This is a genomic window from Stenotrophomonas maltophilia (assembly GCF_006974125.1).
In the GTDB taxonomy this organism is placed as follows: domain Bacteria; phylum Pseudomonadota; class Gammaproteobacteria; order Xanthomonadales; family Xanthomonadaceae; genus Stenotrophomonas; species Stenotrophomonas maltophilia_O.
In genome coordinates, this window is record NZ_CP037858.1 from 491,927 (window position 1) to 517,554 (window position 25,628).

Sequence of the window (25,628 nt, forward strand, 5' to 3'; positions counted from 1 at the left end):
AACGTACGCCACGAACAGGCCGGCAAGCCCCCACATAAGTGTCCTCATTGACAGATCCCCTCCTGCGCCGCGCGCCCGCGCATCATCCGCGCAGACCTTCTTCAACGTCAAACCTCGACAAGCGGGCCTGTTGCAGCGCCCGGCATCCGTGCTAGCGTGCGCCGTCAAACTCTCCATGGGGTGCAGGATGCGCAATGGAATGGGACGGAATCTGGTGATCGCCTGCATGGCCCTCGCTGTTGCCCCAGCGGCGGCAACAACGGCCGCAACAGCGACCGCAACGCCCGGTGATCGTGGGCAGGATTTCGTACAGACGCAGGCAATCGCAGCACGCTGCCAGAAGACCCTCCCTGGCTTGAAACTGCAGTTGCAGGAAGGTCGCCAGCACTGGCTGTCGACACTCGACGCCGCACAACTGCAGGCCGCCGAGGTCTATGCCAGCAGCAAGGAAGGCAAGGCTCTGGAAAAGGATGTGGAGCGGGATGCCTCCCGCGCCTTCGGTCGCAATCCCCTGTCCGCCGCAGCGACCTGCGTTGGCCTGCTCGCCGAGTACGGCCCGGCCCATCCGCTGCCTGCCGGAACGGCCATGCCGACCGACCGGGTGCAGCACTACATGCTGCACTTCGCGCCGATGGCACTGGCCCGGTTGCAATGCGCCCGCCTGGAGGGCATCGACGTGACAGCCCAACCCGATGGCTCGGAAACCTGGCAGTACCGGGCCTGCGGCCGGACCGAATCCGTCCGCATGGCCCCGCTCGGACAGAGCTGGTCGATGAACGATGCGGACCGCAATCGCCTGTTCGACGCGCTGACCCGATAGGTCGGACGGCATTCCACGGGGACGCAAGGACGATGTTTCCACTCGCCATCTGGACCAGGATGCGATCCATCCTTCCATTGACGGTCTGCACGGCGCTCAGCGCCTGCGGCCTGGTGATGGACAGTTCGTTCGACACTCTGCGCGAGGCGCTTGACGCCGACATGGTGAACAAGGGACGGATTCCCGGCTGGGTGCCCCACGAGGCGACCGACCTGCGCGAGGTGCATGACCTCGACTCAAACACCAGCGCGCTGGCCTTCACCAAGCCCCCTGCGATACCACTGCAGCTGCCTGCGGATTGCCAGGCAACCACATTCAACAACAGCGATCCTGTTGCGTTCAATCGATACTGGTGGCCCGGCAACGCGAGGCTCAACAAATCGTACCGCGTCTTTCGCTGCGCGCCTGAATCCGGAAAGTCAGTCTTCGTCGCCATCAACAGGGCAGAAGACCGCGTTCTTTTCTGGCGAACCTACGCGCGGTGATGCGCCTGCGCCGCCGCGCCTCCCTCAGGAACCCATGATGCCCAATGCACGCGCACGCTTCGCCGCCCTCGCCCTGTTGCTCCCGGCGTGGCTGCCGGCCTACGCCGCGCAGAACGCCCCCGCCGACGTCAAGGCGATCGAACAGGTGGTCGAATCGTTCCGCACCTCGCTGATCAACAAGGACAAGCCGACCTACATGAGCCTGTTCTTCTCGGACAAGCCGGAAGATATCGGCTGGCAGTTCGTCTCCGAGGACGTTCGCCTGCAGGACATCCGCAAGGCCAAGCCCGATGCGATCAAGGCACGGCAGATTCCCACCAACAACTTCATCGCGCTGATCGACGGGGCGGTGGCCTCGCCCAAGCCGAAGGAGGAGACATTCTCCAACACCAAGATCGAGACGGATGGCGATGTGGCTTCGGTGTCGTTCGACTACAGCTTCCACGACGATGGGGTGAAGACCAACTGGGGCAAGGAGATGTGGCAGCTGATCCGGACCGAACAGGGCTGGAAGATCTTCTCGGTGATCTACTCGGTCCGCGATTCACGCAGCCCGGCCGGGTGAGCGATCTGTCAGACTGGCGCACACCGTTCGTCCACACCCGCCAGACCCGATGACCCGCATTGCCGACCTCAGCGCCGACCAGCTCGCGCACCATGCCCTCAACATCTTCATCGCCCAAGGCCGTCACGTGGAAGGCGCACGGGTGATCTACCGGGCGCTGCAACTGGACCCGCACCATCCCGGTGCGCTGCGCTGTCTGAGCGATTTCCTGGCCCACGAAGGCACCGAACCGTTCGCAGCAGCCACGCTGGAGCACGCTTTGTCCGGCGCGGTCGCGCTGAATGACGATGCGCGCCGGATGCTGGATGACCTGCGTTTCCTCGACATCTGGTCCTGGGGATTCTCGCGGCACGTCTCCGGCGAAGCCAACCTCAGCGGCGATGCCTTCCAGCAGCGCGAGGACTTCGTCTTCGATGGGCCGGCCTATGCGGCCTTCCTCAACACGGTCACCGAGCCAGCCGGATCGCTGCAGGGCGCCTTCCAGGCCGCCGTCCGCATCTGCGGGCTGATGTCCGGCCTGCTGCGCCATGCGGAGAAGGACAATCCGGCGTTCGATGATGTGCTGCGATCTTCCGCCTTCGTCGAGACCGAAGCGTACCCGGCATGGCTGGCCTCGCCGACCGATGAGCTGGACGCCCTCGACCAGGCCATCCAGGCGCAGCGCCAAGGCGGTTGAGTACGCCCCACCCGTTTCCGTAGTCCGGGCCGGAACCTTCACCGCCCGGCCTCGCGCAAGGATGCCCTGCCCTATGACCCGCCTGCTCATCATCGAAGACAACCCCGAGCTGGTTGCCAATCTGTATGCCTTCTTTGAACCGCTGGGCTACGTACTGGACGACGCCCGCGACGGCGCCAGCGGACTGCGCCGGGCCACGCAGCACGACTACGACGCCATCCTGCTGGACCTGATGCTGCCGCGGCTGGACGGCATGACGCTGTGCCAGAAGCTGCGCCAGGAATTCCAGAACCCGGTACCGATCCTGATGCTGACCGCGCGCGATCCGGTCGAAGACCGCGTGCAGGGCCTGGCCCTGGGCGCGGATGACTACCTGGTCAAACCGTTCTCGCTGATGGAACTGGATGCACGGATCAAGGCCCTGGTGCGGCGGGCACAGGGTCGCCAGGTCCAGAGCGTGCTGGCGTGGAAGGACCTGCAGGTGGACACGCGCTCGCCACAGGCCTGGCGGCAAGGCCGCTGCATCGCGCTGACGCCCACGTCGCACAAGCTGCTGATGTGCCTGGTGCGTGCGGCGCCCGCCGTGGTGCGCAAGCAGGAGATGGAATACCTGGTCTGGGGCGACGAGCCACCGGACAGCGGCGCGCTGCGAACCCACATCCATGAACTGCGCCTGCAGGTGGATCGCAGCTTCGATACCGCGCTGATCACCACGGTGCACAGCGTCGGCTGGCGCATGCAGGCGTGAGTCCTGCCTCCCTCTACCGCCGCCTGAGCCTGCGTGCCCGCATCACGATCTCGTTCGTGCTGTTGATGGCCGGTGCCATGGGTTTCATCGTTCTGGCCGAACAGGTCGACTACGACCAGGTCCGGGCTGCTGTCGTCGCGCGGACCCAGCACGGTGAAGTGCAAAGACTGCAGGCTGCGCTGGCTCGTGGCCAACGCCCCACCCTGCCACCGGGGACCCAGCTGTTCGATGCCGATGACGTGCCTGTCGTGCTGCGCCAGTACGGCCCGGGCCATCACGGCGAAGAGGCGCCCAACGAGTGGCACCTGAGCGTCTTCGACAACGGCGACCAGCGCTACTACCTGCTGCAGGACGCGGCGCACTATGGCTATCTGGAACACCTGATCAATGCCTTCGCGGCACTGGTCATTTCGATCTGCGTGCTCTGCGCCTTCCTGATCGGTCGCAAGGTAGCGACGCACGTCATCGCGCCCATCACGCGATTGGCGGACGCGGTGCAGGACGGCCAGAAGCCCTTTCCCTACCAGGACGCGCGCGATGAGATCGGTGTACTCGCCCGCGCGTTCGCCCGGCACAGTGACGAGCTCGAACGGTTCCTGCATCGCGAACAGTGCTTCAGCGGCGATGCCAGCCACGAGCTCCGCACGCCGCTGGCCATCATCGGCGGCGCTGCGGAGACATTGGCCTGCCAGCTTCCGGCCGAGAGTCACCTGGTTCCCAGCGCAGAGCGCATCCTGCGCACCACCCAGGAGATGCAGCGCCAGCTGACCTGCCTGCTGCTGCTCTCACGCGCCCCCAGCACCGTGCCACGCAATGAGGTGGCCCTGCGTCCGCTGATCGAATCCTGCATGGAGCGTTGCCAGCCCTGGATTTCCGGCAAGCCGGTGATCGTTGCGTTTGATGCCCGGCATGACGCCGTGCTGGACACCAACGCGGATCTGGCGCACAGCGTGATCTGGAACCTGCTGCGCAACGCCTGCCAGTACACTGAAAGGGGCGAAGTGAGGATCACCCTCCACGACACCACACTCATCATCGCCGACACGGGACCCGGCCTGCCCTCCAGTATCGACCCACAGCAGTTCCAGCGTTTCCTGCCCGGCAGCCCGCACAGTGGCGAAGGACTGGGGCTGTCGATCGTGCAGCGCATCGTCGAGCACCTGGGCTGGAGGATGACGGTGCATTCCTCGCAGCAGGGATGCCGGTTCAGCCTGGAGTGGCCCATCTGACGGTTTCCTGACGCGCGCCTGCACATGCTGGGGGTTGCTCACTTCACGGCGGAAACGGCATGCAGCACCCCAAGGACAGCGGCAAGTACCCGCACGGCAAGACCGGCCTGAGCCGCATCTTCCACACCCTCATCCATTCGCGCGATGGTTTCATCGCCACCTTCCGCGGCGAGGCTGCCTTTCGCCAACTGCTGCTTCTGCACGCGCTGTTGATCATTGCAGCGTTCGTGCTGGACATCAGCAAGCTCGAACGGGCGCTGGTGCTGGCGGTCTGCTTCATCAGCCTGCTGGTGGAACTGCTCAACTCGGCGATCGAAGCAGTGGTCGATCGCATCTCTCTGGAGCAGCATCCGCTGTCCAAGAACGCCAAGGACATGGGCAGCGCCGCGCAGACCACCGCACTGTTGATGGTGGGCGCGGTGTGGGGCGTGATCCTGCTGGGCTAGTCCGCCCAACCTGACAACTTCCTGATAAAGCGGTTTCGATACTGCGCGCACTCCCGCTCCACGGAACCTGCTCGTGCGTCAATGCCGCCGTATTCCACGGCCCCATCCGATCATTCTGGTCTGGGCCGCCGCACTGTTCTTCACCACAATTGGAAACATCGCCCTCTGGAAGACATTGTGGGGGCTGATCGACCTCAACAGCCTGCGCAGCGTGCTGTTCCTGGCCAGCCTGCCGGTGGTGCTGTTCTGCCTGCTCAACCTGATGCTGACGCCACTGCTGGCACTGCCGTTCCTGCGCAGGCCGCTGCTGGTGCTGCTCGTTGTCGTCAGCGCCGCCTGCAGCTACTTCATGCTGCACTACAACGTGCTGATCGATCGCAGCATGGTGCAGAACGTGTTCGAGACCAACCAGGCCGAACTGAACGCCTATCTCTCGCTGCCACTGCTGTTGACCCTGCTGGCGCTGGGCGTGCTGCCCGCTGCCGGGCTGGCCCTGGTGCGCACCACCAGCGGGGCCGGTTCGATACGTTCGCTGCTGGTGTGGCCGGCCAGCGTTCTGGCGTCATTGCTGGTACTGCTGGCAATCGGCTTCGCGTTCTACAAGGACTACTCCTCGCTGCTGCGCAACAACCGCCATCTCCGTGACCAGGTGCTGCCGTTGAACGTCGTGCGCCATACCCACGGTTATCTGAAAGGTCTCTACAGCACCCGCCAGCAACCCTTGCGCCCGATCGGCATGGACGCCCGGCGCGTACCGGGCCCGCGTCCGAAGCTGGTGATCATGGTCGTCGGCGAGACCGCGCGCTCACAGAACTTCCAGCTCAACGGCTACCCACGCGCGACCAATCCCCGGCTCTCGCGCAAGGAAGGCGTCATCAGCTTCAATGATGTCTCGTCATGCGGAACCGCAACGGCGATCTCGGTGCCGTGCATGTTCTCGCAGATGACCCGCAGCCAGTACGACGATGTTCGCGCAGCGACCGAGGAGAACGTGCTCGACATCCTGCAGCGCACCGGCATCAGCGTGCTCTGGCGCAACAACAACAACGGCGGCTGCAAGGGCGTGTGCGAACGCGTGCCGACCGAGGACATGCCCGCGTTGAAGGTGGCCGGCCAGTGCGTCAATGCCGACGGCACCTGTTACGACGAGGTGCTGCTGCATCAGCTCGGTACACGTATTGACGCCATGAACGGTGACGCCCTGGTCGTGCTGCACCAGCTGGGCAGCCACGGACCGACCTACTTCGAACGCTACCCGGCACACTCGCGGGCATTCAGCCCGACCTGCGACAGCAACCAGATCCAGCATTGCAGCAACGAGGCACTGGTCAACACCTATGACAACACCCTGGTCCATACCGACCGCATGCTGGGCAAGACCATCGACCTGCTGCAGGGCTATTCGGACCAGCGTGATGTCGCACTGATCTATGTGTCCGACCATGGCGAGTCGCTGGGCGAACGGGGCATGTACCTGCACGGCACGCCTTACTTCATCGCACCGCGCGAGCAGACCCAGGTGCCGATGGTGATGTGGTTCTCACCGGAGTTCAGCCGCAACGCGGGCGTGGACCTGGCCTGCCTGCGCGAGAATGCCCTGCACCGGGCGCACAGCCACGACAACGTCTTCCACTCGCTGCTGGGCCTGTTCAGGGTCAACAGCACGGTGTACCAGCGCGATCTGGATGTGTTCGCCGGATGCCGCGCGTCGGCGTCGCCGGCTGTGGCCACTTCACCGGCGAGGCAGCGCCGGCTGATGCCGGTCGCTGCCCGGAACGTGGCGCGTTACTGCGCCGCCAGGGCGAAATCCAGGCCCGCACACACCGCCGCCACCTGGGCGTCGTTGCATTCCTGCGGATTGGTGCGCGGGCTGTCCGGATAGACCTCGGTGGTGGTCGCAAAGCGCGCATCGGTGAAGCCGGCGCAGGCGCCGATCGAACGCGATTCACCCCAGACCACGCCCGGCGACTGCAGCGGCAGGCCGACCAGGTTGCCCTCGGCGTCGGCCGGGGCGATGTGGGTGACCGGGGCCACAGCGGTGATCAATGCCTTCTGGAACTCGGCCTGCGGATCTTCGCTGTTGCCGATCACGTAGAAGCCATCCGGAATGGTGTCGCGCTCGAACGGCTTGCCGTCGCGGGCGCAGCGGGCCGGATCGAACTCCTGCAGGTCGCTGTCGGTGGTCTCGTGCAGGTCCAGGTGCACCAGCAGGTTCGGCTTGCGCTCGGCCACCCAGGCCATCAGGGCGGCCGCTTCCTCGATCTGGCCGCCGTCACGGAAGCTGCGGTTCGGGTCGATGGCATCCGGGTTCCAGCGCTGGATGCGCTCGTAGCCCCACGGGCTGACGCACGGCGCCACGATCAGGTTCAGCCGGCCCAGGTAACGCTCGGCCTGCTGTTCCAGGAACTGCAAGGCGCCATGCACGCCGCTGGTCTCGTAGCCATGCACGCCACCGGTGATCAGCGCGGTCGGCAACGCCGGGTTCCAGTCGTGGTTGACCACCGCGAACAGCGGGTAATGGTCCGGCGCATAGTCCAGCTGGCCGTACTGGATCACGTCGAAGCTGTCGTCCAGGCGCTCAAGGGCGGCCACCACGTCGTCGTGGTAGCTGCGCTGGCGCTGCTGGCGGGCCCGCCACTGTGCGCGTTCCGCGTCGCCCCAGGGCTGTCCAGGGGTGCCGATCGGGTAGAACTGCGCAACAGTCATTGGGTACTCCAAGGGTCGAACGGGATGGGTGCAGCCGGTCATTCTAAGCCTTGTCGCGCCTGCGGGTCCCCTCCCCCGGCCCCGCCTTCATCCAGGCCGGGTCATCTGGTTGTAAAATCAACGGTTTTTGGCCCCTCACCCCTTGATGGCGAACGCAGCGCAGCCGGTCCTGGGTGGACCGGAGTTCCTCCGCCTGCTCGCCCGTCTCAGCGACGGCGCGATGCCGGCCACCAGTCCCGCCCTGACCGATCGCCTCGGCCAGTGGGTGGACTGGAGCCGCGCCGTGGCCCTGTCCGGGGCGCTCGGCGGACGCCTGCCCGAGCCGGGTGAGGCCACCGAAGCGGTCGAGGATGTGCTGGCCGACTGCGCCCAGGCGCACGCCAGCCTGCTGGCCTCGATCCGTGAGGATGCCGAGGCCGAGCGCCTGCTGGACCTGGCCGAAGCCGCCGCTGCACCCAACTTCGCCTCGCTGCGCCAGCGCTACCGGGTGCTGCAGCAGGCCATCCAGACGGCCACCGGGCGCCTGCGCGGCCGCCTGCGCGACCAGCTGGTGCAGGTTTCGCCCGAGCTGGCGCGGCTGGCCGAGGTCGATGCGGTGATGGAGCAGACCCTCACCCCGCGCGAGCACAGCCTGCTGGCCACTGCGCCGGCAGTGCTCGGCGCCCGATTTGAACGCGTGCACGGCCAGCCCGGCTGGCGCGCGGCCTTCCGCCATGACATGCGCACGCTGCTGCTCGCCGAACTGCAGCTGCGCTTCCACCCGATCGAAGGGCTGCAAGACGCCCTGCGCTCCCACTGACCGGAACACCATGTCCAGAACTGCTTTCCATGTCGTTGTTTTCCTTGTCGGCCTGCTGGCCGTGTGCTGGATCGGCATTGGCTACGTTTCGGTGCATCCGCTGGGTGCAGCGGTGGCGGCGATCATCGCAGCCTGCTACATCGCCGGTGGCGTGGAGCTGTACCGCTACCGCCAGGCCAGCAACGGCCTGCGCACCGCACTGAGTGACCTGTCCGGTGCAAAGGAAAGCCTTGCCCCCTGGCTGGAACGCGTGCCGGTGGGCCTGCGCAACGCCGTGCGCCTGCGCGTGGAGGGCGAGCGCACTGCCCTGCCCGCACCGGTACTGACCCCGTACCTGGTCGGCCTGCTGGTGCTGCTGGGCATGCTCGGCACCCTGCTGGGCATGATGGACACGCTGCGTGGCACCGGGCTGGCCCTGCAGAGCGCGACCGACATGGCCGCGATCCGCGGCTCGCTGGCCTCGCCGGTGCAGGGCCTGGCGGTGGCATTCGGTACCTCGATTGCCGGTGTGGCCAGCTCGGCCATGCTCGGCCTGCTGGCGGCGCTGCTGCGCCGCGACCGCCTGCAGGCCGTGCAGCAGCTGGACCGCGCCATTGCCGGCGACCTGCATCCGTACTCGCAGGCCTGGCAGCGCGCCGAGTCGCTGCGCCTGCTGCAGGCACAGTCCGCGGCGCTGCCGGCGCTGGTCGACCGCCTGCAGGCGATGACCAGCACCTTCGAACAACACAGTGCGGCCGCCAATGAGCGCCTGCTGGCCGGCCAGGCCGAGTTCCTGACCCAGAGCCAGGCGCTGCAGGAGCGGCTGGCGGTCTCGCTGCAGCAATCGCTGCGCGAAGGTGCCGAAGCCAGCGCCGCCGCCATCGGTGGCGCGCTGCAGCCGATGACCGAGACCACCCTGGCGGGCCTGGCCCGTCACGGCGAGGCACTGCATGCCCGCGTCGAGCAGGCCGTGCAGCAACAGTTGGCCGGCCTGAGCGACGGTTTCGAGCGCAGCCGGGTCGCCACCGAGGCCAGCTGGGCCAAGGTGGTCAGTGAACAGACCCAGGCACAGCAGGCGCTGGTGGGCGATCTGCGCCAGCACCTGCAGGCCTTCAGCGATGGCCAGGCCACGCATGCCGAAGCGCTGGTCGCACGCATCGGCGAGCGCCTGCAGGCCGATGCACAGGGCAACGCGGAGGCCTTGCGCGCCGCCGCCGAGCAGCAGCACGCCCTGAACAGCGCATTGGTCGAGCGCCAGCAGCAGGCGCTGCTCGCGGCCGGTCAGCAGCTGGACGAGCACGCGCAGGCGCTGCTGCAGGCACTGGAGCAGCGCCACAGCGCCAGCCAGTCGCTGCTGCAGGACCACGAACAGCAGCGCTCGCAGGATTGGCAGGCCGCGCAGGCCGCCGCAGCGACCGCGCACGCCGAACTGCAGGCCAGCCTGGACAGCCGCGAGCAGCAACGCCAGGCGCGCTGGGACGCGGTCAGCGCCGAGCTGCAGCAGGCCCACGCCGCCCTGCAGGCGCAGCTGCAGGCCGGCGACGAACAGCGCCTGCAGCGCTGGAGCGATGCCTTGCAGCATGTTTCCACCGACCTGGCCGAGCGCCTGCACGCCAACGGCGAACGCCTGGCCGCGCAGCAGCAGCAGGTCTGCGACACGCTGGCGGCTACCGCGCAGCAGATCGGCGAGAACGGTCGCGCGCAGGCCAGCGCCACGCTGGCCGAAGTGTCTACTCTGCTGCAGACCGCCGCTGCCGCACCCAAGGCCGCTGCCGATGTCATCAACGAGCTGCGCAGCACGCTGTCCGAGAGCCTGGTGCGTGACAACGCGATGCTGGAAGAACGCGGTCGCCTGCTGGCCACCGTGCAGACCCTGCTGGATGCAATCAACCACGCCTCGCACGAACAGCGCACGGCGGTGGACGCGCTGGTCGGCGGTTCGGCCGAGCTGCTGGAACGCGTCGGCAACCGCTTCACCGACCATATCGCCGCCGAGACCGGCAAGCTGGATGGCATTGCCGCGGCGCTCAATGGCAGCGCCGGTGAAGTGGGCCAGTTGGCCGGCACCTTCGGTGCCGCGGTGGAGCAGTTCGGTTCTGCCTCGACCGAATTGTCCGGCCGCCTGGAACAGATCGGTGGCGCGCTCGATGCCTCGTTGGCACGCAGTGACGAACAGCTGGCCTACTACGTGGCGCAGGCGCGTGAAGTGGTCGACCTCAGCCTGCTGTCGCAGAAGCAGGTAATGGAAGAACTGCAGCAGCTGGCCACGCGCCGCGGCAAGGCCGGCAGCGCATGAGCGACGAGCTGGAGGTCGACGGCGGCTCACACGCCCCGATCTGGGCCGCCTTTGGCGACCTGATGTCGGTGCTGCTGGGCGCGTTCGTGCTGATTCTGGTCGGCGTGGTTGCCGTGCAGTTGGAGCTGTCGCAGCGGCTGGACCAGGAAGTGAAGCAGCGCCAGGCCGAAGCCAAGCGCCTGCAGACACTGGAACAGGCGCTGGCTGGCCCGCTCGCCGCCGGCCGGGTGACGCTGGTCGACGGCCGCATCGGTATCAGCGGCAGCGTGCTGTTCGCGCTGAACTCCGACCAGCTGCAGCCGGAAGGCCAGGAGCTGCTGCGCAGCCTGGCCGCGCCGCTGGCCGCCTACCTGGGCAGCCGCGAAGAGATCCTGATGGTCAGCGGCTTCACCGATGACGCACCGGTACGAGAAGGCAACCGCCGCTTTGCCGACAACTGGGAGCTGTCCGCGCAGCGTTCGTTGACCGTGACCCGCACCCTGATCGCCGATGGCGTGCCGGCCGACGCCGTGTTCGCCGCCGCGTTCGGCAGCGAGCAGCCGGTCAGTTCCAATGCCAATGAAGAAGGCCGCGCACGCAACCGCCGCGTGGAGATCGCGCCGATTCCAAAGCCCAAGGCGCCGGATGGCAAGTAAGCCGCCCGCGCTGGAAGGCCTGCGCGCACTGGTGCGCGACCTCGATGCGGGGTCGCGCTCGCTGCCGCATTACCCGCAGGTGCCGATGCTGCAGCAGGTGCAGCGCGAGTGGTCGGAGCTGCGCAGCGAACTGCAGGTGCGCCGCTCCCTGCGCACCGAGGCCCCGGCAGATGGCGGCCCGCTGAACTCGGCGGTGCTGGTGCAACGCATGCTGGACACGATGCAGGCGAGCAGCCCCGGCTACCTGCGCCACTTCATCGACTATGTGGATACGTTGTCGTGGCTGCAGGCGCTGCAGGACGGCGCCGCCAGCAGTGCGGATGCCGCAAAGCCGAAGCGCACGCGCAAGCCGCGCAACGCCGGTTGATCGCACATTGACGCCAGCCCTGTTCGGCGCGCCTGGATACGACACTCCTTTTCCGCGCGCCTGGTAGACACCAACCTTGGTTGGTGCTCCACCAACGACGCCGCGCATGCCAACCAAGGTTGGCATCTACCAGTGCATGCGTCGGCATGCCACGCATGTAGCGGTGTCACCAGACAGTCATCTGTCTAGCGCACCATTTTCACGTTGACCCACGGCGCCTGCAGCGTCCGCAGTCACCTCGGTTGTCTCCCCTTTCGACTCCATGAGCTCCGCGCCCGCGCGGTGGCTCGTGCCTGCCTGAGTGTCCGTAACATGACCAAGACTTTGTTGGCCGCCGCGCTCTCGATCGCGCTCGCTCCCGCGGCCTGGGCGCAGGATGCTGCCCCGACCTCCAGCACGCCCTCCGCCACCACCCTCGATGCGGTCTCGGTGATCGGCAGCGGTGAAGCCCGCCAGGTGCAGCGCATCACCCGAGAGAACCTCGACATCCTGCCGCCGGGTACCAGCCTGCAGAAGACCCTCAACCTGCTGCCGGGCGTCAACGCGCAGTCGGCCGATGCGCTGGGCACCAACGAGCAGTCGATGACGCTGAGCCTGCGCGGCTTCAACTCGACCCGTCTCGGTTACACACTCGACGGTGTGCCGCTGGGCGATGGCGCGTACAACAACTACAACGGCCTGACCATCAACCGTGCGCTGATCAGCGAGAACATGGCCGGCGCGGAACTGGCGGTGGGCATCGGCAGCCTCGGCACGCCGTCCACCAGCAACCTCGGCGGCACCATCTCCTACACCTCCGACCGCCCGGCCCAGGAGCTGGGTGGCCGCGTGGTGCAGACCTTCGGCAGCGATGCCAACCGCCGCACCTTCGTGCGCGTGGACAGCGGCGAGTACAACGGTTTCTCCGGTTACGTCTCCGGCATGAATGCCGTCTCCGACCTGTGGAACGACCAGACCGCCTACAACAAATCCTCCACCAGGCAGTTCAATGCCAAGGGCGTGTGGAACTTCGGCCGCGGCCAGATCACCGGTTTCGTCGATACCTCGCGCACCACCCAGGCGGACTACTTCTACCTGTCCAAGGACGAGATGTCGCGTGGCCTCGGCTGGGACTGGGGCGGCTACGCGCCGGACTGGAACAAGGCCGTGGCCAAGGCCTACTGCAATACCGCCAGCTTCAACGCGAAGAAGTGCGACAGCAGCGGTCCGGACAAGGATGCCGATGGTGCCTTCACCGCCGGCCAGATCCTGCGCGACGACAACCTGTACTACCTGGCCGGTGACTTCTTCCTGGCCGATGGCTTCAGCCTGCGTGCACTGGCCTACCACCATGACGATCGTGGCGAGGGCCACAACTGGAACAGCGGCGCTTGGTCGAACAAGGGTACGGCACAGGAGATCCCGATCATCTTCCGCAACACCATCTACACCATCGACCGCGATGGCGGCACGCTGTCGTTCGACTGGGAGCTGGGCGCACATCGCATCGAAGGCGGCGTCTGGTACGAGCGCAACACCAGCAGCGCCGAGCGCTACCAGACCGCCGTGGATGGGCCGCGCGACCTGAGCGGCATGAACACCCTGCCCTCCGATGTCGGCGTGTTCGCCCAGCGCACGCGCTGGAAGACCCATCAGTTCTTCCTGAAGGACACCTGGCGCCTGCTGGATGATCGCCTGACCCTGGAATTCGGCGCCAAGAGCCCGCATGCCACCTCCGATGCACAAGCACTGCCAGGCGACGCGAAGACGCCGATCTCACCGGCCTCGAACAACCAGTTCGCCACCGGCTCACTGAAGGCCAGCAAGAACTTCCTGCCCAGCATCGGCGCCAATTTCCGCCTGGCCGAGCACCACGAGATCTTCGCCAGCTACGCCGAGAACATCGCCATGTTCCAGGGCGGCTTCAAGCTGGGCCCGCAGGCCGTCAGCCAGGCCACCTGGAATGCGCAGGGCAACCTGAAGCCGGAGGAATCGCGCTCGCTCGAAGCCGGCTACCGCTTCGTCACCGATACCCTGCAGGCCTCGATCGCGGCCTACAGCGTGCGCTTCGACAACCGCCTGCTGCAGTACAACCCCTGCGACTCACGCCAGCCGGTCGGCCCGACCTGCGGCAACCGCTTCTACAACGTCGGCGGCGTCGACAGCCGCGGTGCCGAGCTGACCGTGCTGTGGACCCCGAACGAGCACTTCAGCTGGTACACCTCGGCCTCGTTGAACCGCTCGACCTACGCCTCCAACTACGTGCAGGCCGGTGTGGAGCAGCAGATCAAGGGCAAGATCCAGACCGATACGCCCAAGCAGCTGCTGGCCACCGAGATCACCTGGCGCGACAACGGCTGGTTCGCCAGCCTGCGTGGCAAGTACACCGGCGAACGTTTCTACACCTACACCAACGACCAGGGCTTCGGCGGCTTTACCGTGTTCGATCTGGCCGGTGGCTATGACTTCGGCCAGGTCGGCTTCGCCAAGGGCATGCGCCTGTCGTTCAACGTGACCAACCTGACCAACAAACGCTACGCCAGCAACCTGGATTCGAGCGTGTTCGCACCCAGCGACCCGGCCGGCAAGCTGTACGTGTTCCATGCCTCGGCACCGCGCCAGGTGTTCGGTACGATCGACCTTCGCTTCTGATCGCCCCCCGGAGTCCACCGATGCTCGCGACCGCCCTGCTGCTGGCCACCCTCTCCGCCAGCGGATACTCCGCTCCGCATGAGGCCGCTGGCGCACCGCCACGCACCCTGCAGCTGGGCGGTCGCACCTATGTGGACCAGGGCCTGGTCGCCGCCGGGCGGCTGCCCGCAGGCACGGTGGACTTCCTGGGCGATACGCTGGGCTCGTTCTCGTCGCTGGCGGTGCAGCCCGGCACCTGGAAGCGCACCGCCAACGGCTACGAAGGCCTGCTATGGACGCTGCCAGACCGCGGCCGCAACGACCCCGAGGCCGGCCTGTTCTACGACTACACCGGCCGCGTGGAGCGCATGCAGCTGCGCATCGACATCTCCCCGGGCACGCCTGCGCTTGGCACGCTGACCATGGTGTCCGACAAGGGCGTGGTGCTGAAGGACTTCAACGGCCAGCCGTTCACCGGTGCCGACCCGGGTGACCACACGGTCACCCAGCGCGAGGTGGTGCTGCCCTCGCCGGCCAGCGGCGCAGGCGCGGGAAAGGTCTCGCTGGATGCCGAGTCGCTGCAGTTCACCGCCGATGGCCACTTCTACATCGGCGATGAGTACACCGCCAACGTCTACTACTTCGATGCGCAGGGTCAGCTGCAGGGTGTGATCGTGGCACCACCTGCGATCCGTCCGCAGCGCGAGGGCAAGCCGGCGTTCGGTTCACTGGCGCCACCGCAGACCGGCCGCCGCAACAACCAGGGCGTGGAAGGCATGGGCCTGTCTCCCGACGGCACCCGACTGTTCGTCGCCCTGCAGAGCGCCACGCTGCAGGACAGCGCGCAGGGCAACGCGGCGGGCCGCATCAACACCCGCGTACTGGTCTACGACGTGACGACCTCACCGACGCCACAGCAGCCGATCGGCCATTACGTGATGGCCCTGCCCGCCTACGCACACGATGGCAAGGGCAAGCTGGACCGTACCGCCGCGCAGAGCGAGCTGCGCGCACTGGACGACCATCGCTTCCTGCTGCTGGCCCGCGACGGCAACGGGCTGGGCAAGGACGGCGATGACCCGATCGTCTACAAGTCGGTGCTGCTGGTGGATGTGGCCGAAGCCAGCAACCTGGCCGGAAGCTCCTACGAAACCGGCACAGCCTCGGTGCTGGCCGACCCGGCGGACACCGTGTTGAAGGACGGCATCGTGCCCGCACGCAGCGACGAACTGCTGAACCTGCTCGACCGGCCGCAGCTGGCCCGTGCAGGGCTGGATCTGGACACGAAGCGCGGCCCGCATGCTGGGCTGCTGTCAGAGAAGTGGGAAGCCATGGACGTGCTGCCGGCGCTGGACCCGCAGCACCCGAACGACATACTGCTGCTGATCGGCAACGACAACGACTTCATCGCCCGCCACTGCCGCATGCAGGGCCAGGCCTGCAACAGCGCCTACGACAACGATAATCGCGTGCTGGTGTACCGCCTGACCCTGCCCTGACGAAGAACAGACGTCACGCTCTCTGTAGAGCCGAGCCCATGCTCGGCTGAGGCAGAAAGCAGCCGAGCATGGGCTCGGCTCTACAACCCGCGATCCATTTCATCGCAGATGGGGTGCTATCACCCGCGCAGGGTGGCACCGCCGTCGACGTACAGGTCACTCATCGCCACATGCCCGGCCTGCTCGGACAGCAGGAACATCACCGAATGGGCGATGTCTTCCGGGTTCGCCAGCTTGCGTAGCGGGATGCCGGCCTTGTAGGTCTCCAGGTTGCCGGCGATCACCCGCTCGGCACCGTGCTCGTCCTGCCACATGCCGGTCTGCATCGGGGTCAGCGTTGAGCCCGGGGCGACGATGTTGCAGCGGATGCCCAGCGGCGCCAGCTCCAACCCAAGGCAGCGGGTGAACATGGTGGCTGCGGCCTTGGACGCGGCATACGCCGCCATGCCGTGCCGCGGTACGCCGGCCGCATTCGAGCTGACGGTAATGATCGCGCCCTGCCGGCGCGGCGACATCACCCGCGCAAGTGCACGACCGACATGGAACACGCCATCGGCATTGACCGCGAACACCCGGCGCCAGTCATCGTCGCCGGTTTCGGTAACACTGCCCACATGCAGTACGCCGGCCACGCTGGCGGCCAGCATGATCGGCCCGATGCTGGACTCGACCTGGTCCACCAGGGCGTCGACGGCGGCGCTGTCGGTCACATCGAGTGCGAACGACCTGACCCGCGTATCGGCCACGTGTGGCGCCTCACGATCGGTCGCTACCACTGTGCAGCCGGCCTCGGCCAACAGCCGTACCAGTGCCTCTCCGATGCCACCGGATGCACCGGTCACCAACGCTACACGGCCTTCAAAACCGGTCAACTGCATGTTGCGATCTCCTGTTGCTCGTCCCATTGGCGCAGGCGCGCCGACAACCACGGTGCCAGCTGCGCCACCGCATCGCGGCCGGTCAGTTCGGCGTGCAGGAACGGCAGCTCCAGCGCCTGCACCTTGCGCGCGTGGGTCCGCCACAACGCCGACTGCAGCTGTGGCCGCGCCTGATGATCACGACCCGCACGGACGTGCACCAGCGTGCCGTCGAACGGTTGGTGGATGTGTTCGCGGATCAGTCGATTGGTGCCGGTCACCGCGCGCACCACGCCATCGAGCACCACCTCCGGCAGGCTGCCGAGTGCACTACCGCCACGTCGCAGGAACGCCAGAATGCGTTCACGGCTGTCCAGTTCCGGATGCGCATCCGGGTCATGACCGGCAATCGCCAGCAGTGCCCGCAATGCAGCGATGGCATCGGGTTCTGGTTCGGCCCGCCAGCACTCGCTGGGATAAGCGTCCAGCAGCACCAGCTCGCCGACGTCGCGGCCGATCTCATGCAGGCGCACCGCCATCGCCTGGGCGAGGATGCCACCCACCGACCAGCCCAGCAGATGCACCGGCCCCTTCGGCTGCAGTGCGACCACGCGCTGTACGTAGTCGTTGGCCATCGCCTCGATGCTGCTTGGCAGCGGCTGCCGCGCGTCCAGTGCCGGCGACTGCAGGCCATACACCGGGCGTGCCGGCTGCAGTGCCCGGGCCAGGGTGCGGTAGTTCCAGGCGATGCCACCGGCCGGGTGCAGCACGAACAGCGGCGTGGCCCCGGCAGCTTCGGTCGCGGCCAGCGCGATCACCGGCCCCAGTGCGTGATCGGCCAGCGCGGGCGGCTCGGCAATGCGAACCGCCAGCGCGGCCACGGTGGGCTGCGCGAACAAGGCACCCAGACCCAGGTCGCAGCGCCAGCGCTGCTCGATGGCCAGCAGCAAGTGCACCGCCGACAGTGAGTCACCGCCGAGACTGAAGAAGTCCGCATCCACCGCCACCGGCGCCTCACGCCCGAGTGCCTGGGCAAACAGCAACGCCAGCTCCTGTTCCAACGGCGTGCGCGGCGCCAAGCCGGCAACTTCATGTTGCGGTGGCTTCGGCAACGCGTTGCGGTCGAGCTTGCCGTTGGCGGTCACCGGCCAGTGGTCCACGCCGACGAATGCCGAGGGCACCATGTAGTCCGGCACACGCGTGGCCAGGTGGCTGCGCAGCGTCACGGCGTCGGCAAGCGCGGTTGGCACATAGGCCACCAGACGCGCTTCGCCGGGAGCATCCTGGCGCAGCAGCACTTCCACGCGCTCCATGCCCGGCAGTTCGCGCAAAGCCGCCTCGATCTCGCCCAGTTCGATGCGCAGGCCGCGCAGTTTCACCTGATGGTCGCTGCGGCCCAGGTACTCCACCGCACCATCGCGGCGCCAGCGCGCCACGTCGCCGGTGCGGTAGATGCGCTCGCCCGGCAGGAAAGGATCCGCAAGAAAGCGCTCTGCAGTGAGATCATCGCGACCGAGATAGCCACGTGCCAGCTGCACGCCACCCAGGTACAGGTCACCGGCCACGCCCACCGGCACCGGCTGCATCCGGGCATCCAGCACGTACAGGCGGGTATTCCAGACCGGGAACCCGATCGGCACCGGCCGCGAGCGGTCCTGCGCCGACGCCGGCCAGTAGCTGACATCCACCGCAGCTTCGGTCGGGCCGTACAGGTTGTGCAGCTCTGCGTGCACGCGCGTGTGGAAACGGTCGCGCAATGAAGCGTCCAGCGCCTCACCGCTGGTGAACACCCGGCGCAGCTGCAGCCCTGCCGAGGCCGGCACGGCGAGGAAGGCATCGAGCATCGACGGCACGAAATGCGCCGTGGTGATGCCATGCCCACGGATCAAGCGCGCCAGTTCGGTGGGATCACGATGCGCGTCCGGCCCGGCGACCACCAGGGTGGCTCCACACAGCAGCGGCAGGAAGAACTCCCAGACCGAGACATCGAAGGTCGCCGGGGTCTTCTGCAGCACGCGGTCATCGGCCTGGATGCCGTAGTGCTCGCGCATCCACAGCAGGCGGTTGACGATGGCACGGTGTTCGACGACCACGCCCTTGGGTTCGCCGGTCGAACCGGAGGTATAGATCACATAGGCCGCATCGCTGGGCGCTGGATCGGCCCATGGCGCGGCGAAACTCAGCGCGGTCCATTGCTCCGGCGCGAGCACCGGTACGCCAGCCATGCGCGCCGAAACCTCCGCGGCGGCCAGTACGCACACCGGCTGCGCCGAGGCGAGAACACGCGCCAGGCGCTCATCGGGATGGGCAAGGTCCAGCGGCAGGTAGGCGGCTCCGGCACGCAGCACCGCCAGCAGCCCGATCACCAGCTCCAGCGAGCGCGGCAATGCCACCGCCACCACGCTGCCCGGGCCGACATCCATCGCCCGCAGCTGTGCCGCCAGCGCGAAACTGCGCGCTTCCAGCGTTGCGTAATCCAACGCAGTGTCGCCGAACACCAGCGCCGGTGCGTGCGGGTCCCGATCCATGCCCTGTTGCAGCAGCTCGACCAGGGTCGTCTCCGGCAATGCGTGCGCGGTGGCATTGAAACCGTGCAGCACCTGCTGCGCCTCCGCGGGCGTCGCCAGAGGCACGGCTGCGATATCGTCAGCCTGCAGTGCCGCCGACACGAAGTGCAGCAGCCGCGCCGCGTGCGCCTCGACATCGTCGCGACTGTACAGCGCGGGATTGGCCTCGATCTCCAGATCCAGAAGGTGCTGGCCATCGCCACGGAAGCCCAGTGTCAGATCATCCACCGGCCCGGTGCACAGCACCTCCAGCGTCGCCTGCACGCCGGTCAGCGCCAGCGGCTTGTAGAACGGCTGCACATTCACCAGCGGGCCGTGCAGACGCTGCTGCGCGCCGACCAGGCCCAGGTCCCGGCGTAGTTGCTCACCGCGGTAGCGGCCGTGCTTGCGGCCCTGGCTGAGCTGGCGACCCAGGCCGCGGGTAAAGGCCTCGACGCTGCCCTCGCCGGCCGCCACGCGCAGCGGCAACACGTTCATCACCATCGCCGGCACCCGCGCCGACGCGTTGCCGAGCCGCCCCATGTAGGGCACGCCCAGCACCACTTCATCGGCGGCGCTCATCCGCCGCAGGTACTCGGCCGACAACGCCGCCAGCACATCCGGCCAGGGCTGCAACCAGCGTACCGATGCCTGCAGCAACTGCTCACGGAACGCCGCATCGAGCGGCTGCACCCAACGCAGCGCGTCGTCACTGGCAGCGAGCGTACCCGCCAGTCCTACGCCCGCCGGTGCACCTTGCATATGCTCACGCCACCACTGCCCGGCCTGCGCGCGGTGCGGGTCGGCACGATAGGCTGCATCATCGGCCAGCACGCCCGCCAGCCCCGGCAGTGACTCACCCATGCGGCCGGCATACAACGCGCACACGCGATCAGTGAACAGCGCCATGCCGTAGCCATCGGCGGCCAGATGATGCACCCGCAGGTACCAGACCCAGCGCTGCCCGCCCAGTTCAAGCAGCACCTGCTGGCTGATCCGGTCGCGGGTGGGGTCGACCGGGCTCAGCCGGTCAGCCTGCATCAGGCTGCGTGCCGCAGCGGCGGCATCCGCCTCGGCGGAAACATCACGCACAGAAAGCAGCGGCACGTGTGCCGGGTCGTGCCACTGCAGCGGCTGGCCATCGGCTCCTTCGGCAAAGCGCAGCGCGAAGGCCTGGGCTTCGACCGCAGCCTGGTCTGCCGCTGCGACGAACGCGGCCACGTCCAGCGGGCCGTCGATCCACACCGCATGCGCGGTATTGAATGACGGGTTGTCCGGTGCCAACCGCTGTGCGAACCACAGTCCGGCCTGGGCCTCGGTCAATGCCACCGGCGTGGCCAGCGCGACGGCGTTCATGCGTTCTGCGCGGCCTGCAGCGTTTGCACCACGTTCCACCACTGGCGCAACGTGGTGTGCTCGGCCAGCTGCGAGAACTCCAGCGGCAGGCCGGTGTTGCCCCAGGCCAGCACCAGGCCGAGCATGCGCATCGAGTCCAGGTCCAGGTCGATCAGGTTGTCGTCGTCACCGATTTCTGCTGGCTCGCACTCCAGAACGCGCGCCACGTCAGCACGCATCCGCTCCAGATCCAGCACCTCACCCGTGGCAGCCATCACAGCACCTCCAGCAGCTGGTCGGTGGTCATCGGCACCCCGCTGGTGCGCGCGATCCAGTGCAGCGCCTGATCGTGATCGGCACGCGAGAAGTCCGCCACCGCATCGGCGGCGATGAAGGCCTCGATATCGCGCTGGAAGGCTTCCACCACGGTCGCGGTGCAGCCGATATGGGCGTACACGCCGGTGACCAGCAGCTGGTCGCGGCCACGTACCCGCATCAGTGTTTCAAGGTTGCTGCGCTGGAAGGCGCTGTAGCGGTGCTTCACCAGCACGTGCTCGCCCGGCTGCGGTGCCAGCGCCTCGATGATCGGTTCATGGTCGGCGCTGCGACGCATGCCCGGTCCCCACAGGTCGGCCTGCAGGCCACGGTCACGGCGGTCCTGGTCGCCATGCTGGGCCGTGTAGAACACCGGAATGCCGTGCGCCCGGCAATGCGCCAGCAGGCGTGCGATGTTGTCCACGGCCGGCCGCGGCGGTGCGTTGCCGGCGTCGAACGCAGCCAGGAAGTAGCGCTGCATGTCGTGTACCAGCAGCGCGACGCGATCGCGCTGCGGGCGCCACGGGCCGCGTGCCTGTGGCAGCTCGGCGGCAGTCGGCAAGGGGTAATCGGTGATACGGGGCAGCGCCATCAGCGCGTTCCTCCTGTCTGTTGCAGATGACGCGCGCGCAGTTGCGCGCGCAGTTCGCGGCGGCTGATCTTGCCGACCGCGGTGGTATCGAAGCTGTCGACGAACACGACCTGGTCGGGCACCTTGAACGCCGCCAGGCCGCGCCCGCGCATCCAGGACTTCAGCGCCGGCGCCTTGAACGGCTCGCCCTGCGGAATCACGAAGGCGCAGCTGCGCTCGCCCAGATACTCATCGGGAATGGAGACCACGGCGGCATCGAACACGCCCGGATGTGCCAGCAAGTGGTCTTCGATCTCCTCGGCGGAGATCTTTTCGCCGGCACGGTTGATGTGGTCACCGGCGCGGCCCTGCACCACCAGGTAGCCCCCGGGCAGCTGCTGCACGCGGTCGCCGGTGCGATAGAAGCCATCGTCGGTGAACGAGCGCGCATTGGCCACCGCATCGTTGTGGTAGCCGCGGATGGTGTAGGGGCCACGGGTGAGCAGATGCCCCACCTCGCCTTCGGCCACCGGCTGGTCATGGTCATCGACCACGCGCACTTCGTCATCCGGGCTGATCGGCCGGCCCTGGCAGGCCACGATCAGTTCCTCCGGGTCATCCAGCCGTGTGTAGTTGACCAGGCCTTCGGCCATGCCGAACACCTGCTGCAGCGTGCAGCCAAGACCGTCGATCACCCGCCGTGCGGCTTCCGGCACCAGTTTGGCGCCGCCTACCTGCAGTACCTGCAGGCTGGACAGGTCATGCTTGCTCGTAGCCGCGGCCTGCGCCCACAGCAGCGCCAGCGGCGGCACCAGGCCGCAGCAGGTCACCTGCTCGCGGGCGATCAGCGGGAAGGCCGCATCCGGCCCGGGGCCGGGACTGAGCACCACGCGGGCACCCGCATACAGCGCGCCGAAGAAACCAGGCGAGCTCATCGGGAAATTGTGCGCCGCCGGCAGCGCGACCAGGTAGACGCTGTCGCGGTCGATACCGCAGAGGTCATTGCTGGCACGGAACGAGTAGATGTAGTCGTCGTGGGTACGCGGAATCAGCTTGGACAGCCCGGTGCTGCCGCCGGAAATCTGCAGGAACGCCACCGACTGCGGGTCCGGATCGGCCGGCAGCTGGCTGCGATCGCCCTGCAGTGCCTCCAGCGCGATGAACTCCGCCGCATCGCCGTCGATCACCACATGGCGCACGGCTGGCACTTCGGCCTGCAGCGCCCGCGCCAACCCGCGATGATCGAAGCCATCGTGCAGCTCGGTGGTGATGTAGGCACTGGCTTCGGCCTTGCTGGCGAAGTGCACCAGCTCGGTGATCCGGTGCGCCGGCAGCGCGTACACCGGCACCAGGCCGGCACGGAACAGACCGCAGACCGTAGTGATGAACCCCGCGCTGTTGCCCAGCTGCACCAGCACCCGCTCGCCCGGCTGCAGGCCGAGTGCCAGCAGGCCGGCACCGATGCGTCCGGCCTCATGCCACAGCTGCGCGTAGCTCAGGCGGACATCACCGGCGACCACCGCGATGTCGTCGGCATAGCGTTCTGCACGTTCGCGCAGGAACGCCGGGAAGGTCTCGCCACGCCAATAGCCGGCCTCGCGATAGCGCGCCACCAGCGCGTCGGGCCACATCTGCTGCAGTGGCAGGCGGGAGGAATCAGCGGAGGTGTTCATGCTGCGGGCTCGACGACAGGCGCGGATTCATGGACACCCAGCGCGTTCAACAGGGCAGCGAACTTCGCTGCGGTTTCGGCAACCTCGGCCTCGGGGTGCGAATCGGCGACGATGCCTGCACCGGCGTACAGGCGCAGCTGCGTGCCCTGCAGGCGCGCGCAGCGGATCGCCACGTACCAGTCACCGTCACCCTGCGCGTCCAACCAACCCACGGCACCGGCGTAGAAGCCGCGCGGCACCGGTTCCAGCTCGCGGATGCGCTGCAGCGCCGTCAACCGCGGAGTACCGCAGACCGCCGGCGTGGGGTGCAGCTGCGCCAGCAGTTCGGCGGCCGGCGTCTGCGGATCCTTCAGGGTGGCGTGGATGCGGGTGCCCAGGTGCCACATGCTGGCGGTGGCATGCAGCACCGGGCGCGGCTGCGCATCGATGTGGCTGCAGTACGGTGCCAGGCCCTCGACGATGGCTTCGACCACATGGCGGTGCTCGTCGTGGTCCTTGGTCGAGGCCAGCAGCGCCTGCGCCGCACGCTCGTCCTCGGCGGCATCGGCACTGCGCCGCGCGGAGCCCGCCAGCGGATGTGACAACAGCTCGGCGCCGCGCTTGCGCAGCAGCAGTTCCGGGGTCGCCCCCACCAGCCACGCCGGGGCCTGGCCCAGCTCCACCGGCAACGGTACCGCGTAGGTCGCCACCGACGGATCCGCGCCCAGGCGTGCCAGCAGCACATCCGGAGACAGCGCCTGGCGGGTATGTGCCAGCAGGCTGCGCGCCAGCACCACCTTCTGCAGGCTCAGTTCGGGCGCACGCAGTACCTGCACCGCAGCAGCCACCGACGCCGCGTACGCATCCGGCGCGGGCTCGGCGCGCAGGGCGCCGTCCAGCGGCGGTGCGGCCTGCGGCTGCAGTGCCAGCGCCGGCAGCAGGCGCTCGGGCTGGAACAGCGCATCGTCCGCACGCGGCTCGAACGGCACGGCGCCAACCAGCAGGCCCGGGCCGCCACGCTGCTGGGCAAAGAAATCCGAAACACGTTCTGCCAGTGTCGCCAGTGCACCGGCCGGCAGCGTGGCGCGGCAGCCGCGTGCATGCACGTGCTGGCCCGCATGCTGCAGCAGGAACAGCGACGCGTCGTCGGTGCTCTCCTGCGGCGCTGGCGCGGCCTCCGGCCACGCGCCCGGCATCAGGGAATCGTTCATGGGGTCTCCTTCATCCGATGCGCTGCAGCCAGCGCGCACAGCAACAGCAGCAGCGCACCGACCAGCAGGTAAGGCAGGCTTGGCCCGCCGCGATACAACAGCGTGCCGAGCATCGGCCCGGCCACCATGCCCAGCCCCTGCGCGGCAGCGACGGTGCCCGCGGCGGCACCCTGTTCGTGCGCTTCCACCGCATCGGCGGCCAGCGCCTGGAACGAGGGGAATACGAAGCCCATGCCGAACGCTGCCAGCGCATAGGCTGCCGGCAACTGCCAGGCCTGCTGCACGCCTGCCACCGAAGCGAAGCCGATGCCGGAAATCAGGGCACCCAGGACGATCCAGCGGCGTGGATGTACCTCCAGCTTCATCACCAGCGCCTGCGCCAGGATCAGGCCGACGCCAACGGCGGTGAGTGCAATGCCAGCCATGCGTGCACCGGCCGCCGCATCCAGGCCCAGGCGATCAATCGCGAAGAAGCCGACCGTGACCTGCGCGATGGTCACCGAGACCATGGCGATGAACGCTGCCAGCTGCGGCAGGCGCAGCCGCGTGTCGAGGCGGTTCATCGGCGTGCGGCGCTGTGAGGACGCGCCCACCACGGGCGGCGTGGCCGGCAGCCGCCAGGCCAGCAACGCCAGTGCCAGCAACGGCAGCAGCGCGGCCACGTACAGCGCCAACGACAGGTTCGTATAGGCCAGCCAGCCCGCGGCGGCCGGGCCGAGCACCATGCCCAGCGCGTTGGCGCTGCCCAGGCGGGCGAGGAATTTCGCACGTTGGCCGGTCGGTGCCTTGTCGGCGATCAGCGCGGCTGCGGTAGGAGGCACCGCCGCGTAGAACAGGCCGATCAGGCCACGCGCGCCGACCAGCACCAGCACTGACACCAGTACCGGCGGCACCGCCTGCAGGGCGACGTCGATGAACACCGCCAGCGCGATGTAGACCACGGTGTAGGCACTCATCGCCAGCATCAGCACGCGCTTGCGGCCGATGCGGTCGCTGAGTTGGCCCCAGGGGCGCGCGGCCAGCATCCACAACACGCCTGCGGCGGTGACCGACAGGCCGGCATGCCACTCGGACAAGCCGAGCATGCGGACCACCGGGCCGATCACGGCGACGAAGGACATCATCGCCATGGTGCCGATCAGGGCAGCCAACACCAGCGCCGGCAAGCCGGGAACGACGGGACGTGCGTGCATGGAACACCAGCCGTAACAGGAAAGGATGGGCGGGCGCACCTGCGCGCCCTACCCGGCACCGGCCCTGCTCAGGACCAGACACCATCCT

At 67.7% G+C, this 25,628-nt stretch carries 22 protein-coding genes; 14 read left to right on the forward strand and 8 right to left on the reverse strand.

Translation table 11 applies throughout. The annotated features are described in order from the left end of the window. Positions 1-214 precede the first annotated feature (214 nt). From EZ304_RS02260 to eptA, 8 genes are all read left to right on the forward strand, one after another. Positions 215-820 carry a hypothetical protein gene (locus tag EZ304_RS02260; protein ID WP_242884726.1) on the forward strand — a complete coding sequence of 202 codons (606 nt, stop codon included), beginning with the start codon at positions 215-217 and terminating at the stop codon, positions 818-820. A gap of 59 nt (positions 821-879) precedes the next feature. Then, on the forward strand, positions 880-1,305 hold the full coding sequence (locus tag EZ304_RS02265; RefSeq protein ID WP_142806144.1) for a hypothetical protein: 426 nt from the start codon (positions 880-882) through the stop codon (positions 1,303-1,305). A gap of 34 nt (positions 1,306-1,339) precedes the next feature. Further along, positions 1,340-1,870 (forward strand): nuclear transport factor 2 family protein, encoded by a 531-nt coding sequence (locus EZ304_RS02270; protein WP_142806145.1) that lies wholly within the window; start codon positions 1,340-1,342, stop codon positions 1,868-1,870. A 49-nt stretch (positions 1,871-1,919) separates the two neighbouring features. After that, a complete protein-coding gene (locus EZ304_RS02275) occupies positions 1,920-2,546 on the forward strand; it encodes a hypothetical protein (protein ID WP_142806146.1) in 627 nt (208 codons plus the stop codon). 73 nt (positions 2,547-2,619) lie between these two features. After that, positions 2,620-3,294: a response regulator transcription factor gene (locus EZ304_RS02280; RefSeq protein ID WP_142806147.1), complete on the forward strand. Its 675-nt coding sequence runs from the start codon at positions 2,620-2,622 to the stop codon at positions 3,292-3,294. Continuing rightward, a complete protein-coding gene (locus EZ304_RS02285; protein ID WP_099553391.1) occupies positions 3,291-4,523 on the forward strand; it encodes a sensor histidine kinase in 1,233 nt (410 codons plus the stop codon). The genes EZ304_RS02280 and EZ304_RS02285 overlap by 4 nt, the downstream gene beginning before the upstream one ends. A gap of 59 nt (positions 4,524-4,582) precedes the next feature. Further along, entirely contained in the window at positions 4,583-4,969 is a 387-nt protein-coding gene (locus EZ304_RS02290) for a diacylglycerol kinase (protein WP_099553388.1), read from the forward strand. A gap of 73 nt (positions 4,970-5,042) precedes the next feature. Continuing rightward, a complete protein-coding gene (gene eptA / locus EZ304_RS02295; protein ID WP_142806149.1) occupies positions 5,043-6,851 on the forward strand; it encodes a phosphoethanolamine transferase EptA in 1,809 nt (602 codons plus the stop codon). On the opposite strand, the gene EZ304_RS02300 is transcribed toward eptA, so the two are convergent. Further along, positions 6,755-7,675 carry a M14 family metallopeptidase gene (locus EZ304_RS02300; RefSeq protein WP_099553384.1) on the reverse strand — a complete coding sequence of 307 codons (921 nt, stop codon included), beginning with the start codon at positions 7,673-7,675 and terminating at the stop codon, positions 6,755-6,757. The genes eptA and EZ304_RS02300 overlap by 97 nt on opposite strands. 145 nt (positions 7,676-7,820) lie before the next feature. Here EZ304_RS02300 and EZ304_RS02305 point away from each other — a divergent pair, with 145 nt between their 5' ends. The 6 genes from EZ304_RS02305 (at position 7,821) to EZ304_RS02330 (ending at position 15,860) form a co-directional block, all read left to right on the forward strand. Continuing rightward, positions 7,821-8,474 (forward strand): DUF3348 family protein, encoded by a 654-nt coding sequence (locus EZ304_RS02305; protein WP_099553382.1) that lies wholly within the window; start codon positions 7,821-7,823, stop codon positions 8,472-8,474. A gap of 10 nt (positions 8,475-8,484) precedes the next feature. Further along, positions 8,485-10,749, forward strand: a complete 2,265-nt coding sequence (locus EZ304_RS02310; protein WP_142806151.1) for a DUF802 domain-containing protein — start codon at positions 8,485-8,487, stop codon at positions 10,747-10,749. Further along, positions 10,746-11,384, forward strand: coding sequence for an OmpA family protein (locus tag EZ304_RS02315; protein WP_099553377.1), 639 nt, complete (start codon positions 10,746-10,748; stop codon positions 11,382-11,384). The genes EZ304_RS02310 and EZ304_RS02315 overlap by 4 nt, the downstream gene beginning before the upstream one ends. After that, on the forward strand, positions 11,374-11,751 hold the full coding sequence (locus tag EZ304_RS02320; protein ID WP_142806152.1) for a DUF2894 domain-containing protein: 378 nt from the start codon (positions 11,374-11,376) through the stop codon (positions 11,749-11,751). The genes EZ304_RS02315 and EZ304_RS02320 overlap by 11 nt, the downstream gene beginning before the upstream one ends. A 312-nt stretch (positions 11,752-12,063) precedes the next feature. Beyond that, positions 12,064-14,382 (forward strand): TonB-dependent receptor, encoded by a 2,319-nt coding sequence (locus EZ304_RS02325; protein WP_142806153.1) that lies wholly within the window; start codon positions 12,064-12,066, stop codon positions 14,380-14,382. A gap of 20 nt (positions 14,383-14,402) precedes the next feature. Continuing rightward, positions 14,403-15,860, forward strand: coding sequence for an esterase-like activity of phytase family protein (locus EZ304_RS02330; protein ID WP_142806154.1), 1,458 nt, complete (start codon positions 14,403-14,405; stop codon positions 15,858-15,860). A gap of 119 nt (positions 15,861-15,979) precedes the next feature. On the opposite strand, the gene EZ304_RS02335 is transcribed toward EZ304_RS02330, so the two are convergent. From EZ304_RS02335 to EZ304_RS02365, 7 genes are read right to left on the reverse strand one after another with little or no spacing between them, the layout of a single operon-like run. Beyond that, the gene (locus tag EZ304_RS02335) at positions 15,980-16,738 is read right to left on the reverse strand and encodes a 2,3-dihydro-2,3-dihydroxybenzoate dehydrogenase (protein WP_142806156.1); all 759 of its coding nucleotides are present in this window, start codon (positions 16,736-16,738) and stop codon (positions 15,980-15,982) included. Then, a complete protein-coding gene (locus tag EZ304_RS02340; RefSeq protein WP_142806157.1) occupies positions 16,729-20,619 on the reverse strand; it encodes an enterobactin synthase subunit F in 3,891 nt (1,296 codons plus the stop codon). The genes EZ304_RS02335 and EZ304_RS02340 overlap by 10 nt, the downstream gene beginning before the upstream one ends. Then, positions 20,616-20,873, reverse strand: a complete 258-nt coding sequence (locus tag EZ304_RS02345; protein ID WP_099498057.1) for a phosphopantetheine-binding protein — start codon at positions 20,871-20,873, stop codon at positions 20,616-20,618. The genes EZ304_RS02340 and EZ304_RS02345 overlap by 4 nt, the downstream gene beginning before the upstream one ends. Continuing rightward, positions 20,873-21,505: an isochorismatase family protein gene (locus tag EZ304_RS02350; RefSeq protein WP_142806158.1), complete on the reverse strand. Its 633-nt coding sequence runs from the start codon at positions 21,503-21,505 to the stop codon at positions 20,873-20,875. Before EZ304_RS02350 ends, EZ304_RS02345 begins: the two co-directional genes overlap by 1 nt. Next, complete coding sequence (locus tag EZ304_RS02355; protein ID WP_142806160.1) at positions 21,505-23,157, reverse strand: (2,3-dihydroxybenzoyl)adenylate synthase; 1,653 nt, start codon at positions 23,155-23,157, stop codon at positions 21,505-21,507. The genes EZ304_RS02350 and EZ304_RS02355 overlap by 1 nt, the downstream gene beginning before the upstream one ends. Then, positions 23,154-24,347 carry an isochorismate synthase gene (locus tag EZ304_RS02360; RefSeq protein WP_142806162.1) on the reverse strand — a complete coding sequence of 398 codons (1,194 nt, stop codon included), beginning with the start codon at positions 24,345-24,347 and terminating at the stop codon, positions 23,154-23,156. The genes EZ304_RS02355 and EZ304_RS02360 overlap by 4 nt, the downstream gene beginning before the upstream one ends. Next, positions 24,344-25,540 (reverse strand): MFS transporter, encoded by a 1,197-nt coding sequence (locus tag EZ304_RS02365; RefSeq protein WP_099553361.1) that lies wholly within the window; start codon positions 25,538-25,540, stop codon positions 24,344-24,346. Before EZ304_RS02365 ends, EZ304_RS02360 begins: the two co-directional genes overlap by 4 nt. Positions 25,541-25,628 lie beyond the last annotated feature (88 nt).

Bases quoted from the DNA above. Each gene is read 5' to 3' on its own strand.
- EZ304_RS02265 (WP_142806144.1), top strand. From the start codon at position 880: ATGCGATCCATCCTTCCATTGACGGTCTGCACGGCGCTCAGCGCCTGC.
- EZ304_RS02270 (WP_142806145.1), top strand. From the start codon at position 1,340: ATGATGCCCAATGCACGCGCACGCTTCGCCGCCCTCGCCCTGTTGCTC.
- EZ304_RS02275 (WP_142806146.1), top strand. From the start codon at position 1,920: ATGACCCGCATTGCCGACCTCAGCGCCGACCAGCTCGCGCACCATGCC.
- EZ304_RS02280 (WP_142806147.1), top strand. From the start codon at position 2,620: ATGACCCGCCTGCTCATCATCGAAGACAACCCCGAGCTGGTTGCCAAT.
- EZ304_RS02290 (WP_099553388.1), top strand. From the start codon at position 4,583: ATGCAGCACCCCAAGGACAGCGGCAAGTACCCGCACGGCAAGACCGGC.
- EZ304_RS02300 (WP_099553384.1), bottom strand. From the start codon at position 7,675: ATGACTGTTGCGCAGTTCTACCCGATCGGCACCCCTGGACAGCCCTGG.
- EZ304_RS02305 (WP_099553382.1), top strand. From the start codon at position 7,821: ATGGCGAACGCAGCGCAGCCGGTCCTGGGTGGACCGGAGTTCCTCCGC.
- EZ304_RS02310 (WP_142806151.1), top strand. From the start codon at position 8,485: ATGTCCAGAACTGCTTTCCATGTCGTTGTTTTCCTTGTCGGCCTGCTG.
- EZ304_RS02315 (WP_099553377.1), top strand. From the start codon at position 10,746: ATGAGCGACGAGCTGGAGGTCGACGGCGGCTCACACGCCCCGATCTGG.
- EZ304_RS02320 (WP_142806152.1), top strand. From the start codon at position 11,374: ATGGCAAGTAAGCCGCCCGCGCTGGAAGGCCTGCGCGCACTGGTGCGC.
- EZ304_RS02325 (WP_142806153.1), top strand. From the start codon at position 12,064: ATGACCAAGACTTTGTTGGCCGCCGCGCTCTCGATCGCGCTCGCTCCC.
- EZ304_RS02330 (WP_142806154.1), top strand. From the start codon at position 14,403: ATGCTCGCGACCGCCCTGCTGCTGGCCACCCTCTCCGCCAGCGGATAC.
- EZ304_RS02335 (WP_142806156.1), bottom strand. From the start codon at position 16,738: ATGCAGTTGACCGGTTTTGAAGGCCGTGTAGCGTTGGTGACCGGTGCA.
- EZ304_RS02340 (WP_142806157.1), bottom strand. From the start codon at position 20,619: ATGAACGCCGTCGCGCTGGCCACGCCGGTGGCATTGACCGAGGCCCAG.
- EZ304_RS02345 (WP_099498057.1), bottom strand. From the start codon at position 20,873: ATGGCTGCCACGGGTGAGGTGCTGGATCTGGAGCGGATGCGTGCTGAC.
- EZ304_RS02350 (WP_142806158.1), bottom strand. From the start codon at position 21,505: ATGGCGCTGCCCCGTATCACCGATTACCCCTTGCCGACTGCCGCCGAG.
- EZ304_RS02355 (WP_142806160.1), bottom strand. From the start codon at position 23,157: ATGAACACCTCCGCTGATTCCTCCCGCCTGCCACTGCAGCAGATGTGG.
- EZ304_RS02360 (WP_142806162.1), bottom strand. From the start codon at position 24,347: ATGAACGATTCCCTGATGCCGGGCGCGTGGCCGGAGGCCGCGCCAGCG.
- EZ304_RS02365 (WP_099553361.1), bottom strand. From the start codon at position 25,540: ATGCACGCACGTCCCGTCGTTCCCGGCTTGCCGGCGCTGGTGTTGGCT.